Origin of the sequence: Allobosea sp. Root381 (genome assembly GCF_001429395.1) — a bacterium.
Taxonomy (GTDB): domain Bacteria; phylum Pseudomonadota; class Alphaproteobacteria; order Rhizobiales; family Beijerinckiaceae; genus Allobosea.
The window spans coordinates 228012-243177 of sequence record NZ_LMJT01000023.1 but is presented as its reverse complement, the minus strand read 5'-3'; the positions used below and the strand labels follow the sequence as shown (position 1 = coordinate 243177).

The following is a 15166-nucleotide window of genomic DNA, read 5'->3' as shown; positions in this document are numbered from 1 at the left end:
AAGGGTTGGTTTCACGCGGTCGCGAACGCCCGCGTCATCACGTCGCGGCGCAGAATTCGCTTGGGATCGGGTGGGATTGCGGCTCGACCAGTCACGCTCATAACGCATGAGTACTCGGCCAAGCTTGTCCCGACGAAGCAGCAGGACATGGCGGTCATGTCCGCGAAACGGACTCCTTGGCGGCTGAGGGTTTGACGGAGCCGCGCAGTCCTTCCGTCCGGAATCAGCCGGCTCAGCCTTGCGCGTCGAGCAGTTCGCGGATCCGCACCGCGAGTTCCATCGCGGTGTAGGGCTTCTTCAGCCAGTTCGCATGCGCTGCGAGTTCGCGGACAGCGACGCTCGGCTCGGCGAAGCCCGAGGTGAAGACGACCTTGACGCCGGGCCGCATCAGCCGCGCCTCGCGCGCCAGTTCGTCACCCGACATGCCGCCCGGCATGACGATGTCGGTGAAGAGCAGTGCGACCTCCGGATGCACCTCGAGCAACCGGAGAGCCTGAGCCGCGTTCTCCGCCTGCAGCACGCGATAACCGGTGTCCTCTAGCCGGGCGACCGCGACGCGGCGCACGCGGGCATCGTCCTCGACGACGAGGATCGTCTCGGAGCCGACGGGCAAGCTGGCCTCGGCGGCGGGCTGCGCGGAGCCCTCCCCGGCGACCTGGGACGGCAGCGCCCTCGCCACCGGCAGATAGAGGCGCACGCTCGTGCCCTGCCCCACCTCGCTATAGAGTTGGACATGGCCGCCCGACTGCTTGGTGAAGCCGTAGACCATGCTGAGCCCAAGGCCCGTGCCGGCGCCGACGCCCTTGGTGGTGAAGAACGGCTCGAAGGCGCGCTGCTTGACCTCGGCGGACATACCGGCACCCGTGTCCGTGACGGAGATCAACACGAAGCTGCCGGTGCGCACCTCGGGATACATGCTGGCATAGTCGGCATCGAGCTTGGCCGGCGCGATCTCGACCGTCAGCCGCCCGCCGCGAGGCATCGCGTCGCGGGCATTGAGCGCGAGATTGAGCAGCGCATTCTGGAGCTGAGAAGCATCGACCAGCGCCGGGCCCGGCGAGCCGGAGACGATGGTGCGCAGCTCGACCGCCTCCCCAAGCGCCCGGCGCAGCAGGTCGGAGAAGTTCGAGACGAGCTGGCCGACATCGACGAGCTTGGGGTTCAGGGGCTGGCGGCGTCCGAAGGCGAGCAGCTGACCGGTCAGCTTGGCGCCGTCATCGGCCGCTCCCTGCGCCTCGCCGAGCAGGACGCGCAGCTTGTCGTCCGTGATCCGCCGCTCGATCATCTCGAGATTGCCGCTGATCACGGTCAGCAGATTGTTGAAATCATGGGCGATGCCGCCGGTGAGCTGGCCGACCGCCTCCATCTTGTGGGCCTGGCGCAGTTCCTCCTCGATCCGGTGGCGGCTCGTGAGGTCGCGAATGAAGCCGGTGAAGATGCGGCGCCCCGCGGCCTGCGCCTCGCCGATCGCGAGTTCCATCGGGAACAGGCTGCCGTCCTTCTTCTGGCCGGTGACGACGCGGCCATAGCCGATGATCCGGCGCTCGCCGGTGGTCAGGTAGCGGTGGATATAGCCGTCATGGGCGTCGCGATCCGGCTGCGGCATCAGGGCGCTGACATTGCGGCCGATGACCTCGCGCGCGCCATAGCCGAACAGCCGCTCGGCTGCGGCGCTGAAGGAGGAAATCAGCCCCGCATCGTCGATCACCACCATCGCCTCGGGCACGGTGTCGAGAATCGAGCGCAGATGCGCTTCCCTGGCCACGAGGTCGGCCTGCACGGCGCGCAGGTCGCTGACGTCGATATTGGTCTCGACGATCACGAAGCCCGAGGCGTCCTCCGAGCGAGCCAGAACCCAGCGGCTGGCGACGAAGATGGCGTGGCCGTCCTTGTGGCGATGGGCGATCTGCCCCTTCCAGATGTCGTGCTCGTGCAGATAGGCGATGATATCCCGCAGCGGCTGGGGGAACGACGTCTCGAGCAGATCGTGCACGACACGGCCGACGGCCTCCTCGCGCGTCCAGCCGTAGAGCGCCTCGCAGCCGCTGGTCCAGCGCGTGACGATGCCGTCGAAGCCGTGGACGATGATGTTGGCGCTGTCGAGGACCCGCGTGATCTCGTCGAGGCTGAAGTCACTGGTGACGGTCGACCGCATGGCCTGCACCACTCCGACGCTTACCATGCCGCTCAGTTGGGCCAGACGGCCTGCTGCACCGACCCCATGCCGGTCGCGCGGTTATCGTCGTCATCGGCCTCGCCCGCAAGCATGACGAGCTTGCCGAGCTTGCGGATGACGATGGCGTGGCGGCTGCTCGGCGCGATCACGCCACAGGTGGTGAGCCGCGTCATGGTCCGGGACACGGTCTCGATGGTCAGGCCGAGATAATCCGCCATGTCGAGCCGGGTCATCGGAATTTCGATTACGGCCTGCGCCTGCACGGCGCCGAGCCGGCGGGCGATCACGAGCAGGAAGCTGGCGACCCGCTCCTCGGCGCTCTTGCGGGCGAGCAGGATCATCTGGTCCTGCGCTGCGGCCATCTCGTCGCAGAGGCGGGCGAAGAGCTGCGGCCGCAGCTCCGGCGAGCGGTTGATCTCGTCCTGGAAGCGGCCGCGCTCATAGCGGCGAATCTTCGTCCGGGTCACCGCCTCGGCGGTGTAGAGGTAATGGTCCTTCAGGGAGACGCCGAGCAGATCGCCCGGATAGATGAAGCCGGTGATGACGCGGCGGCCGTCGCTCATGATCCTGAACACGCGTAGGACGCCCTCGACGACCTCGAAGACGTGGCGCGCATCGTCGCCTTCCCAGAACACCGCGCTTCCGCTCTCGAAAGTCTCCACCGGCTGCCCGCCGAAGAGGCTGCGCAGGCTCGGCGCCTGTGCCGGGATCGCCGGGAAATGCCTGACAGCGTCCCGGGGCTGTGACATGGTGGCTTGCGAGAACATCTGCGTCTTCCTGTATGATCGACGCAGGCAATTGAACTGAATCCGGTAACAGGCGAACGGCGCGACGGTAACGCTCCGTGCGATATTGTGACGGTTTGTAACGAAGACCGCGGCGGGAGACGGCGCATCCGGACATGACTGAGCTGCCAGCCCGCAAAGAGCATATTCTCGTCGTGGACGACGACGTCCGTATCCGCCAGATGCTGATCCGCTACTTCGAGGACGAAGGCTATCGCGTCACCGCCGCCGCTAATGGCGAGGCGATGCGCGATGGCCTGCAGAAGCACGAGATCGACATCATCCTGCTCGACCTCGTCCTGCCCGGCGGCGAGGACGGACTGATGCTGGCGCGCGAGGTCAGGGCACGCTCGGACATCCCGATCATCATGCTGACCGGCCGCAACGACGTCGTCGACCGCGTCGTCGGCCTCGAGGTTGGTGCGGACGATTACATTGCAAAACCCTTTCATCTCCGCGAGGTGCTGGCGCGGCTGCGGACCGTCCTGCGACGTCGCCAACCTGCACCGTCGGTGCCGCAGAAGCAGGCGCAGGAGCTCATCCGGTTCGAGGGCTGGCAGCTGGATCTCGGCCGGCGCCAACTCGTCACGGCCGAGGGCGCCGAGATCGTCCTCACCACCGGCGAATTCGACATGCTGGCGACGCTCGCCCGCCACCCCGGCCGGGTGTTCTCCCGCGAGACCCTGATGGACCTGACGCATGGCCGCAGCCTGGAGGCTTTTGATCGCACGATCGACGCGCAGATCGCCCGGCTGCGCAAGAAGGTGGAGCAGGACCCGAAGCAGCCTGCACTGATCAAGTCGGTCCGCGGCGTCGGCTATGTCTTCACGGGCAGGCCATCGTCCTGAGGCTCCAGCCAGGCAAGATCGGGAAAGGGCGTGGCGTCGAGGATCACCGGCACGCGATACCGGCACTCGGCCATCGGACAGTTCACGAGTTTGCGGTGCCAGGGCTCGGCAGCGCCGGTCCGGATGCGGATGGCGGCACAGTCCTGGCGCCCCGCCGTCATGCAAAGCTGGCGGAACAGGGCGCCCGCGACGCCGATCTCGTCGGCTGCGCTCGCCACCGCGAAGATCGGCGCGTCGAGGATGCAGCCATGGACCGCATGGTTGGCGACCGCATGCACGCTCAGGCCCTGCAGATAGCCGCGCGAATTCACCGCGACGACGACGTCGCGGCGATTGCCGGCGGTGGCGCCGTCCAGCAACGCGCCGCAATGGCGGCGCCAGCGGTCGATCTCCAGGACAGGCAGGAACGAGCCCGCGAGCAGATAGGCGGGATCGACCTGAACCGGCGTGATGCGCGAGATTGTATAGGCGCGTTGCATTGCGAGGCCCCTCCCTGCCCTGCCATGACGGGCGGAGGATAGAGCCGGCAACCGATCTGGCCTTGCGCGAGATCAAGCGGCGAAACATTCGTGCGGCAAGCCGCCGCGGGCCGCAGGCTCAGTTCAGGCGCTGCGCCTGCGGGAAACGAGCGGCGAAGGCGCCTTCACGCTCCGGCGGCAGGCGCACCTCCAGGGAAAGCTCGCCATCCTCGGCGTCCTCGCGATGGAGGATTTCGCCGTTGGCATGCAGCCAGGCGAGCGATTTTCCGTCGCCGGGCGCCAGCAGCACTCGGTAGACCGGCCGGCGAAGCGCGATGCGCGCTTCGATCGAGTCGGTCAGCCGTCCCACCCCGTCGCCGGTGAGCGCCGAGACGAGAACCGGCCGCGAGGCATCCGGCTTGAGCCCGGCGAGGCCGAGCTGGCGCTCGCGTTCGGCAGCATCAAGCAAATCCGACTTGTTCCAGACCTCGATGACGCGCTGCCCGTCATCCGGGTCGATGCCGAGATCGCGCAGGATCGCCTGCACGTCGGCGGCCTGGGCCTGGGTGTCCTCATGCGCGACGTCGCGGACATGGAGCAGCACATCGGCCTCGATCGCATCCTCCAGTGTGGCGCGGAAGGCTGCGACGAGCTGGGTCGGCAGGTCGGAAATGAAGCCGACCGTGTCGGACAGCATGATCCGCGCGCCATGCGGCAGCTTGATCGCCCTTGCCGTCGGGTCGAGCGTGGCGAAGAGCATATCCTGCGCCAGAACCTCGGCCGAGGTCAGGCGGTTGAACAGCGTGGACTTTCCGGCATTGGTGTAACCGACCAGCGCAACCACCGGATAAGGCACGCGTTTGCGGCTGGCGCGATGCAGCGAGCGGGTGCGCTTCACGCTTTCCAGGTCGCGCTCGATCTTGGTCATGCGCTCCTGGATGATGCGCCGATCGGCTTCGATCTGGGTTTCGCCCGGGCCACCGAGGAAGCCGAAACCGCCGCGCTGGCGCTCGAGATGGGTCCAGGACCGGACCAGCCGGCTCTTCTGGTAGTTCAGATGCGCGAGCTCGACCTGCAGCGCACCTTCCTTGGTACGGGCGCGGCGGCCGAAGATTTCGAGAATCAGGCCGGTCCGGTCGATGACCTTGCAGCCGAAGGCCTTCTCGAGATTGCGCTGCTGCACCGGCGAGAGCGCGCAGTCCATCACGACGAGGCCGATCTCCTCGAGCTTGATGCGCTCGGCGATCTCCTCGACCTTGCCCGTGCCGAGATAGGTCGCGGGCCGCAGCGCCGTCAGCATCACCTGGATCGGCTCGACGACGGTAAGGTCGATCGCGGCGGCGAGGCCGACGGCCTCGTCGAGCCGCGCGGCGAAGGAGCGCTGGTTGGCGTCCGCCGCCCCGCGTCGCTGCAGATAAGGACCGACGACGAAGGCGCGGGTGTTGGCCGCGATCTCGCGCTCGATGGCGTCGAGCGGCTTGGTCGCCGCCCGCGCCTCATCCGCATCGCTGCGGGCGCCCATCGATGTCAGGCCTTGTCCTGTTCCTCGGGCTCGAACAGCTGCACCGGATGGCCGGGCATGATGGTCGAGATGGCGTGCTTGTAGACGAGCTGGGAATGCCCATCGCGCCGCAGCAGCACGCAGAAATTGTCGAACCAGGTGACGACGCCCTGCAGCTTCACGCCGTTGACGAGGAAGATCGTCAGCGGAATCTTCTGCTTGCGTACATAGTTGAGGAACGTGTCCTGTAGATTTTGTGCCCGCTCTGCGGCCATGGGTAGCCCCTGTTGTTGGGATCGCTGATCGGGTTCAGGCCCGCGATCCATTTCGTCCCGTTCGCGGCGCAGGCGGATGCCTGCCCCTTCGGGACACCGACTTGTCATTAGATGGCCGAGTCCGCTTACAACGCAAGTGCAACATTGGTCCAGCGGCGGACGATCTGCCTGCGCTGCGCGCAGGCGAGCATGCATATCGTGACTGACTCAGAGCATTGCGCGAAAAAGTGGAACCGGTTTTTCGCGGAAAGAATGCTCTAAAATTTCCAGAATCGATCACGTTTTCCGCATTCGGACGGTTCTGTCCGAATGCGACGTGATCCAGGCCTCAGCCGACCCCGAGCGACTTCAGTTTGCGGTGCAGCGCCGAGCGCTCCATGCCGATGAATTCGGCAGTGCGGGAGATATTGCCCGAGAAGCGCGCGATCTGGGCGATCAGGTACTCACGCTCAAAGATTTCGCGCGCGTCGCGCAGCGGCAGGCTCATCAGCCGCTCGCCGCCCGTACCGGACGGCGTGGTCGGCACCATGGCGCCGACCTCGGCCGGAAGCATGTCGACGGTGATGTCGGCGGTCGGGTCCCCCTTCGTCAGGATCATCAGCCTCTCGACGTTGTTGCGCAGCTCCCGGACGTTGCCCGGCCATTCATGCGACTGCAGCACCGCCATCGCATCGGAGCCGATCCGACGTTTCGGCAGCCCCGACGCAACAGAGATCTGTTCCATGAAGAACTCGATCAGCTCCGGCACGTCCTCGCGGCGCTCGGAGAGGGCCGGCACCTTCACCGGCACCACCGAGAGCCTGTGATAGAGGTCCTCGCGGAAATGTCCGTCGCTGATCAGCTGGGCAAGGTCCCGGCTGGTCGAGGAGACGATGCGGACATCGACATGGACGCGGGTAGCGCCGCCGACACGCTGGAAATTCTGGTCGACCAGCACGCGCAGGATGCGGTTCTGGGTTTCCCGCGGCATGTCGCCGATCTCGTCGATATAGAGCGAGCCGCCATGCGCCTCCTCGAGCGCGCCGACGCGGCGCGAGCGGCCCTCGCTCGCCTCGATCCCGAAGAGTTCCTCCTCCATCGTGTCGGGGGTGATCGTCGCGGCGTTGATCACCACGAACGGCCCGGAGGAGCGCGTCGAGGCCTCGTGCAGCGTGCGCGCCGCCAGTTCCTTGCCGCAGCCCGGCTCGCCGGTGATCAGCACGCGGGCGTTGGTGGGCGCGATGCGCTCGATCGTCTGGCGCAGCTGGTTGACGACGGTCGACCGGCCGACGATGCGGCTCGCCTGGACGAAACCCTTCTTGAGCTCGCGCACCTCGCGCCGCAGCCGCGAGGCTTCCAGCGCGCGTTCGGCGACGAGCACCAGCCGGTCGGCCTTGAATGGCTTCTCGATGAAGTCGTAGGCGCCGCTCTTGATCGCCGAGACGGCGGTTTCGATGTTGCCGTGGCCCGAGATCATCACGACCGCGAGGTCGGGATGGCTCTGCTTGACCAGTTCGAGCACCTGCAACCCATCGAGGCGGCTGCCCTGCAGCCAGATGTCGAGGAAGACCAGGTTCGGGCGCCGCGCCGCGATGGCGGCCAGAGCCTCGTCGGCGGAGCTCGCCTTGCGGGTGCGGTAGCCTTCGTCCTCGAGCAAGCCGGCCACCAGTTCGCGGATGTCGGCCTCGTCGTCCACGACCAGAATGTCAGCGCTCATACGCGTATCCCATCTTTCGTTTCCCGTCCCGCCACAGCGTCCGACCCTCGCCCGAATGCTTTGTCGCTGCGGTTGCTCTCGGGGTTCTCTTCGTTTGAAGGCCCAGTCTCCGGAAACCAGAGCCTGATGCGCGCACCGCGGCTGCCTTCGCCTGCATCAGCCCGATCGAGCAGGTCGATGCCACCGCCATGGTCTTCCAGGATCTTGCCGACGATGGCGAGACCCAGCCCCGTGCCGCCCTCGCGGGTGGTCATGTAGGGCTCCAGCAGCTTCTGGCGCTGGTCCGCCGGCAGCCCCTTGCCATTGTCGATCACCTCGATGACGATCCGGCCATCCTCGCGCCGCTCGAAGGAGACGTCGATGCGGCCCGGCCCGCGCTCGTCCATCGGCACGGCCTCGATCGCCTCGGTGGCGTTCTTGATGATGTTGGTCAGCGCCTGGGAGATCAGCCGTCGGTCGAACCGGGCGATCACCGGCCCCTCCGGAAGCTCCTCCGCGATCGTCAGCTCCGGATTCCCGACCCGCATCAGGAAGACGATCTGGCGCACCGTCTCTGCGATGTCGTCGCGCGTCAGCGAGGGTTTCGGCATCCGGGCGAAGGAGGAGAACTCGTCGACCATGCGCCGGATGTCCTCGACCTGGCGCACGATCGTCGCCGTGCACTGGTCGAAGACCTCCTTGTCGTCGACGATGACGCGCCCGAACTTGCGCCGGATGCGTTCGGCCGAGAGCTGGATCGGGGTCAGCGGGTTCTTGATCTCGTGGGCGATGCGGCGCGCCACATCGGCCCAGGCCGCGGTGCGCTGGGCGGAAACGAGGTCGGTGATGTCGTCGAGCGTGATCACGAGGCCGGCTCCGGCGCCCTCGCCTTCGCGCACCGCCCGAACATTGACCATCCGGTCGCGCCCACCGCGGGTGATGGCGATCTGCCCGGAACTCTGGCGCTGCCGCCCGTGCAGAGCATCAGCGACGAAGGCCGCGATCTCCGGCGCCACCAACGCGATCGGCTCGCCCAGCAGGCGCCCGCCACTGCCGAGGAGGCTTTCGGCCGAACGGTTGACGATAGTGATGTGGCCGTCGCCGTCCAGGCTGAGGACGCCCGAGGAAACGCCCGAGAGGACTGCTTCGGTGAAGCGCCGCCTGCGGTCGATCACCTCGCTTGCGGTGACCAGGCCGTCGCGCTGGCGGCGCAGCTCGGCCGTCATCTTGTTGAAGGTCTCGCCGAGATGGGCGAGGTCGCCCTCGGATCGGCGGATCGGCACCTGCACGTAGAAATTGCCGCTCGAAACCTGGTCCGTGGCGTGGATCAGGCGCCGGATCGGCGCTACGAGCCCATTTGCGAAGCTCAGGCCGAGCCAGCTCGCCGAGAGCAGCAGGATCAGCGAGATGAGCGCGTACATCGAGGCGAAGGCGACCTGCACGCCCTTGCGGCGCGCGTCGATGGACAGATACTCGGCCGCCGCGGCCCGCGCCACCGTGGGGAACTCGACCGCCATCGGATCGACCTCACGGGCAATGTGCAGGAAGGTGTTGTCATAGGTCGGCAGCTTCATCAGCGCGCCGAAGATACGGCCCTTGGCGGGAATGACGCAGATCGGCTCCGGCGCCGACTGGGCATCCTCGAAGGCGGCAGAATCGGGCTTGGGGGCGTCCTTCAGGACGTCGATATTCGCCCGCGCCAGCACCTTGTCGGGCGGCTGCACGAGTGCCACGACCGGCACGCCCAACGCGGTCGCGCGCGCTGTCAGGAAGCTATCGAACCATTTCCGGTCGACGTCATAGGCGGCCTTGGCCCGCGTCAGGTCGTCGGCGAGCAGGCGGATCTCGCGGCCGAGTTGCTGGCATTGCGAGGCCGCATAGGCGTCGGCTACATTGACGGAGCGGAAGATCGCGTCGCGCATCCTGTCGGAGAACCAGGGCTCCAGGCCGCGCTCGATGGTGACGGTCGCAATCACGGCCACGAGTACCGCCGGCAGCGCCGCGATGATGCTGAACAGACCGACGATGCGCACATGCAGGCCCGCCGCCGCAGCTCCGGCGCGCCGCGCGCGGATCAGCACGGCCGCCTCGAAAGCGACGACGACCAGCAGCAGCAGAATCAGCAGCGCGTTGAGGACGAAGACGCCGACCACGACCTCGTGGATCGGAACGACCGGCGTGACGCCCGAAAGCACCAGAAAGGTGACGAGCGCCGAGACCAGCGCGAAGACGACGACGGTCGCCCCGAGCCAGCCCGAGACCCGGCGCGGCGTGTCATCGGCGCGCGGCACGATCCTGGGGTCGCTGGCAGAAGCAGACACGATTCTAAACAACTCCCGTGCGGCCGGACTCGAAGGCGAGAACGATCCGCGACGCACCACTGATGCGCCGGCGCAACGGTGTTGTCAAAATATGACATGGGAAAGGCAGGCGCCTTCCCCGGAAATCAGCGCGGTGAACGAACCACCTGCATATCGAGCTCGCGGATTTTCTTGCGCAGGGTGTTGCGGTTGAGCCCCAGCAGCTCGGCCGCGCGGATCTGGTTGCCGCGCGTCGCCGCCAGCGCCGCCGCGATCAAGGGCGGCTCGACCTCCCGCAGGATGCGGTGATAGAGACCGGGCGGCGGGATATTGTCGCCGAACCCATTGAAATACTGGCTGAGATGGCGCTCGACCGAGCCGGAAAGGGTCTCGGCCCGCTCCGGAGCCGCGCTGGCGGTAAAGCTCATTGTCGCGTTGGCGGGTTGCAGTTCGGCCTCGACGATCGGCGCCGTGATCGTATCCTGCGGATAGAGCGCAGCGAGGCGCCGCACGAGGTTCTCCAGCTCGCGGACATTGCCCGGCCAGCGATAGCGCCGCATCACGTCCATCGCTTCCGAATCGATCTGCTTGCGCGGCAAGCCTTCCTTCTCGACGAGCGCGAAGAAATGCCGCGCCAGGTCCGGAATGTCCTCGACGCGCTCGCGCAACGGCGGCAGCCGGATCGGCACGACGTTCAGGCGGAAGAACAGGTCCTCGCGAAAGAGCCCCTGCGCAATCGAGATGCGCAGGTCCTTGTTGGTCGCGGCGACGATCCGGACGTTGGTCTTGATCGGCGTGCGGCCGCCGACAGTGGTGTATTCGCCCTGCTGGAGCACGCGCAGAAGCCGGGTCTGCGCCTCCATCGGCATGTCGCCGATCTCGTCGAGGAAGAGTGTGCCGCCCTCCGCCTGCTCGAAGCGGCCGGACGAACGGGTCAGCGCACCGGTGAAGGCGCCCTTCTCATGGCCGAACAGCTCGGATTCGATCAGGTCCTTCGGGATCGCCGCCATATTGATCGCGACGAAGGGGCCGTTCTTGCGCTTGCCGTAGTCGTGCAGGGCGCGGGCGACCAACTCCTTGCCGGTGCCGGACTCGCCGTTGATCATCACGGTCAGGTCGATCGGCATCAGCCGCGCCAGCGCGCGGTAGACGTCCTGCATCGCCGGCGAACGGCCGACCAGCGGGATGTCGTCGGGCTCGGCCGGGTGGGAGCGGACGCCGTCGCCGCGCGGTCGCGACAGCGCGCGGCCGACGATCGCGACGAGCTCCTTCAGGTCGAAGGGCTTCGGCAGATACTCGTAGGCGCCGCGCTCCGAGGCCTTGATCGCGGTCATGAAGGTGTTCTGCGCGCTCATCACGATGATCGGCAGCTCGGGCCGGACCCGCTTGATCCGCGGCAGCAGGTCGAAGGCATTGCCGTCGGGCATCACCACGTCGGTGATGATCAGATCGCCCAGCCCTTGCGCGGCCCAGGTCCAGAGCGTCGCCGCCTGGCCCGTGGCGCGCACCTCGTAGCCGGCCCTGGCGAGGGCCTGGTTGAGGACGGTGCGGATCGCGGCGTCGTCATCCGCGACGAGAATGTTTCCGGTCGGCATTCAGTGTGGTCCTGTGCGCCTCAAACTGCCTGCCGTGCCCGGAGCTGGTGCAGCGGCAGCAGAATTCTGAACGTGGTGCGGCGAGGGACGGATTCGCATTCGACGATTCCGCCGTGATCGCCGATCACCTTGGCGACGAGTGCAAGTCCAAGGCCACTGCCCTGAGCCTTGGTAGTGACGAAGGGATCGAAGAGGTGCGGCAGCAGGTCCGCCGACACGCCCGGCCCGTTGTCACGGATGCCGATCTCGAGCGGCAGCGCGATCCTGTCTGAGGACCCGGCGAGCTGCATGCGGATGCCCGACCGATAGGCGGTGGTCAGGGTGATCTCGCCGTCGATCGCATCAGGGCCGATCGCCTCGGCGGCGTTCTTGACCAGATTGAGCAGGACCTGGACGAGCTGATCACGATTGCCGGAGACCGGCGGCAGCGAGGGATCGTAGACCTCGGCGAAGCGGATATGGCGCGCGAAGCCGGATTGCGCCAGCCGCTTCACATGGTCGAGCACGTCATGGACGTTCACCGCGTCGCGCTCGGTCGGTCGCTCGTCGCCGAACAGCTCGACCCGCTCGACGAGCTTCACGATCCGGTCCGTCTCGTCGCAGATCAGCTGGGTGAGGACCCGCTCTTCGTCCGGCACAGTCGCTTCCAGGAGCTGGGCCGCGCCGCGGATGCCGGAAAGCGGGTTCTTGATCTCATGGGCGAGCATCGCACCGAGTGCCGTGATCGACCGCGCTGCCCCTCTATGGGTCAGCTGTCTGTCCATTTTTTCGGCAATTGTCCGTTCTTGCAGCATAAGCACTACCGTTTCGCCCTGTCCGGGCAAAGGTGATGCAAAAACATCCACCACGCGGTCGGCGCCCAGCCGGGGCGAGCCGAGGTCGAGGCGGTACTCGCTGACGCTCGCGCCGCGGCGCTGCACCTCCTCGACGAGGGCGAGCACCGGCGAGCCGAAGGCGATCAGGTCGTCGATGCGCTGGCGCTTGAGCACGACTGCACTCGCCTGGAAGAAGCCTTCCGCCGCGGTGTTGGCGTAAAGGATGCTGTGCCCCTCGCCGACGACCACGACCGGCATCGGCAGGACGTTCAGCGCCTGCATCTCGATCGGATCGAGCAGGAACTCGTTCCCGCCCATCGCGCCACTATCGGCGAACGCCATCGTCATAGGCTTGACCTTCGGTTCAGGCCGCGGCGCGGCTGCGTTCTGTGGAGAAGAGGCCGGCCAGGGCTTCGAGCACCTGCCGCGGCTGGTCGGAGGTCAGCAGGGTCCGGCGCAGCTCGGCGTCGGGATCGGCACCGCTCTCGGCCGCGTCGTCGGCATAGGCGGCCAGATGCTTGCGCGCATGGCGCACGCCATGGGCCTGGCCCATCAGGCTCAGCAAGCCCTCGTAATGCTCCTGCGCGATCGCGAGCTTCTGCGCCAACGTGAGCGTCGGGACGGGCCGACCGTCGAGCGCGGCGCCGATCGCACCGACCAGCCAGGGCCGCCCCAGTGCCGCCCGGCCGACCATGACGAAGCCGGCGCCGGACCGCGACAGGCAATCCCGGGCATCGTCGATGTCGTGGATGTCGCCATTGGCGACGAGCGGGAAGTTGCCGGCCTCGCGCACCGCGCGGATCGCCGACCAGTCGGCACTGCCCTTGTAGAATTGCTGGCGGGTGCGCCCATGCACCGTAATCAACTGCGCTCCGGAGGCGACCGCGCGTCGCGCAAGCTCCGGCGCGTTGCGCGAGGCGTCGTCCCAACCGAGCCGCATCTTCACCGTTACCGGCACCTTCACGGCCGCGACCGCCGCCTCGACCAGCGCGAGGGCATGGTCGAGATCGCGCATCAACGCCGAGCCAGCCCAGCCGCCGGTCACCTTCTTGGCCGGGCAGCCCATGTTGATGTCGATGATGGCAGCGCCGTTCGCCTCCGCGAGCCGCGACGCTTCCCCCAGCCAATGCGGGTCGCAGCCGGCAAGCTGCACGACATGCGGCGAGATCCCGGCACCTTCCGCCCGGATACGTGCCTCCTCGCTGCCGCGCACGAATTCGTCCGACGCCACCATCTCGGACACGACGAGGCCGGCGCCATGGCGTGCCGCAATGCGACGCATGACGATGTCGGTGACGCCCGACATCGGCGCCAGCACGGCACGCGAAATCAGCCCCGGCAGAACCGAAACGGCCAGGTCGGTGCCTGAATTTGCAGCAGTCTCCATTATGCATATTTATTGGACATGACGGGTCGAACGCAAGTGCATTGCAGCAATATTGCAGCGCAACATCGTCGCACCCAGCAGCGGCTCGGGCTTGGCGATCCGGGCGCCGGCGACTATCACCGGGGCCTGCTCCAGGAACCCTTGCCGTGCCCGCTCTCCCAGACGCTCCCTTGCCCGTAGCCGCGCTCCTCGTTGCCGCCGGCCGAGGCCTGCGCGCCGGAAGCGATGCGCCTAAGCAGTATCGCCTTCTGGACGGGCAGCCGGTGCTGGCCCGCGCGCTCTGGACTTTCCTGGCGCTGCCGGCGGTTTCGCATGTGATGGTGGTCATCGGCGCGGGCGACGAGGCCCGTTACGCCGACGCGACCGCGACCCTCCGCGACGCCCGTCTCCACCCGCCGACGCCGGGAGGGCAGACGCGGCAGGACTCCGTCAGGCTCGGCCTCGAGGCGCTCGCGGCCTCCGGCTTCGACGGCGTCGTGCTGGTGCACGACGCGGCCCGCCCCTTCGCGAGCACGGCCCTCATCGAGGCGGCAGCCGGCGCAGTCGGCCCCGAGAGCATCGCGGCGATCCCAGTGCTGCCGGTGACCGACACGATCAAGCGCATCGATGCCACGGGCACCATCGCCGAGACGCCGCCGCGGGACCGCCTCGTCAGCGTGCAGACGCCGCAGACCTTCCGCTTCGGCGCCCTGCTCGCCGCGCATCGCGCTGCCCTCGCAGCCGGTCAGGCCGGCTTCACCGACGATGCCGCGCTGATGGAATGGGCCGGGCATCCCGTCATGACATTTCCCGGGGAGCCGGCCAATTTGAAGCTCACCTATCCCGAGGACTTCGCCCGTACAGGCGCCGCCACGGCGCCGCTCACGGTGCGCGTCGGCACCGGCTACGACGTCCACGCTTTCACGGGGGGCGATCATGTCTGGCTCGGCGGCGTCAGGATCGCGCATGAACGGGGCGTCCTGGCGCATTCGGACGGAGACGTGGCGCTGCATGCCCTCACCGACGCTCTGCTCGGCGCGCTGGCCGAAGGCGACATCGGCACGCATTTCCCGCCGAGCGACCCGCAATGGAAGGGCGCCTCCTCCGACCGCTTCCTGAGCTTCGCCGCGAGCCGCGTCCGCGAGCGCGGTGGGCGCATCGATTTCCTCGACCTGACCATCGTCTGCGAGGCCCCCAAGATCGGGCCGCATCGCGAGGCCATCCGCCAGGTGATCGCGGGCGCAGCCGGAGTTCGGGTGGGCCAGGTTGCGATCAAGGCCACCACCTCGGAACGGATGGGCTTCACCGGACGTAAAGAGGGGCTGGCGGCACTCGCCACCGCGACGATCCGGCTGCCGGAACAGGAGTAGCT

General features: G+C 67.4%; 12 protein-coding genes. 2 read left to right on the top strand and 10 right to left on the bottom strand.

Features of this window, described 5'->3' with window-relative positions; genetic code table 11:
• Positions 1-232: 232 nt before the first annotated feature.
• Both ASE63_RS18305 and ASE63_RS18300 read right to left on the bottom strand, forming a co-directional pair.
• On the bottom strand, positions 233-2155 hold the full coding sequence (locus ASE63_RS18305; protein WP_056804439.1) for a PAS domain-containing sensor histidine kinase: 1923 nt from the start codon (positions 2153-2155) through the stop codon (positions 233-235).
• 32 nt (positions 2156-2187) lie between these two features.
• A complete protein-coding gene (locus tag ASE63_RS18300) occupies positions 2188-2925 on the bottom strand; it encodes a helix-turn-helix domain-containing protein (protein ID WP_056804598.1) in 738 nt (245 codons plus the stop codon).
• Positions 2926-3077: 152 nt separating this feature from the next.
• Between ASE63_RS18300 and ASE63_RS18295 the strand changes: the two genes are divergently transcribed.
• On the top strand, positions 3078-3809 hold the full coding sequence (locus tag ASE63_RS18295) for a response regulator (protein ID WP_056804436.1): 732 nt from the start codon (positions 3078-3080) through the stop codon (positions 3807-3809).
• Here the strand turns inward: ASE63_RS18295 and ASE63_RS18290 are convergent.
• From ASE63_RS18290 to dusB, 8 genes are all read right to left on the bottom strand, one after another.
• Positions 3779-4288: a hypothetical protein gene (locus ASE63_RS18290; protein ID WP_056804433.1), complete on the bottom strand. Its 510-nt coding sequence runs from the start codon at positions 4286-4288 to the stop codon at positions 3779-3781. The two genes, ASE63_RS18295 and ASE63_RS18290, sit on opposite strands and share 31 nt — an antisense overlap.
• Before the next feature lie 118 nt (positions 4289-4406).
• Entirely contained in the window at positions 4407-5789 is a 1383-nt protein-coding gene (gene hflX / locus ASE63_RS18285) for a GTPase HflX (RefSeq protein ID WP_056804429.1), read from the bottom strand.
• A 5-nt stretch (positions 5790-5794) separates the two neighbouring features.
• On the bottom strand, positions 5795-6043 hold the full coding sequence (gene hfq, locus ASE63_RS18280; protein ID WP_054207979.1) for an RNA chaperone Hfq: 249 nt from the start codon (positions 6041-6043) through the stop codon (positions 5795-5797).
• Positions 6044-6371: 328 nt separating this feature from the next.
• Positions 6372-7739: a sigma-54 dependent transcriptional regulator gene (locus tag ASE63_RS18275; protein ID WP_056804426.1), complete on the bottom strand. Its 1368-nt coding sequence runs from the start codon at positions 7737-7739 to the stop codon at positions 6372-6374.
• Positions 7736-10039 (bottom strand): PAS domain-containing sensor histidine kinase, encoded by a 2304-nt coding sequence (locus tag ASE63_RS18270; protein ID WP_244491444.1) that lies wholly within the window; start codon positions 10037-10039, stop codon positions 7736-7738. The genes ASE63_RS18275 and ASE63_RS18270 overlap by 4 nt, the downstream gene beginning before the upstream one ends.
• A 125-nt stretch (positions 10040-10164) precedes the next feature.
• A complete protein-coding gene (gene ntrC / locus ASE63_RS18265) occupies positions 10165-11613 on the bottom strand; it encodes a nitrogen regulation protein NR(I) (protein ID WP_056804422.1) in 1449 nt (482 codons plus the stop codon).
• Between the two features lie 20 nt (positions 11614-11633).
• On the bottom strand, positions 11634-12746 hold the full coding sequence (locus tag ASE63_RS18260) for an ATP-binding protein (protein WP_056804419.1): 1113 nt from the start codon (positions 12744-12746) through the stop codon (positions 11634-11636).
• 46 nt (positions 12747-12792) lie between these two features.
• Positions 12793-13815 (bottom strand): tRNA dihydrouridine synthase DusB, encoded by a 1023-nt coding sequence (dusB, locus tag ASE63_RS18255; protein WP_056804416.1) that lies wholly within the window; start codon positions 13813-13815, stop codon positions 12793-12795.
• A 146-nt stretch (positions 13816-13961) separates the two neighbouring features.
• On the opposite strand from dusB, the gene ASE63_RS18250 reads away from it, so the two are divergent.
• Positions 13962-15164, top strand: a complete 1203-nt coding sequence (locus tag ASE63_RS18250; protein WP_244491443.1) for a bifunctional 2-C-methyl-D-erythritol 4-phosphate cytidylyltransferase/2-C-methyl-D-erythritol 2,4-cyclodiphosphate synthase — start codon at positions 13962-13964, stop codon at positions 15162-15164.
• The last annotated feature ends 2 nt before the right edge of the window (positions 15165-15166 follow it).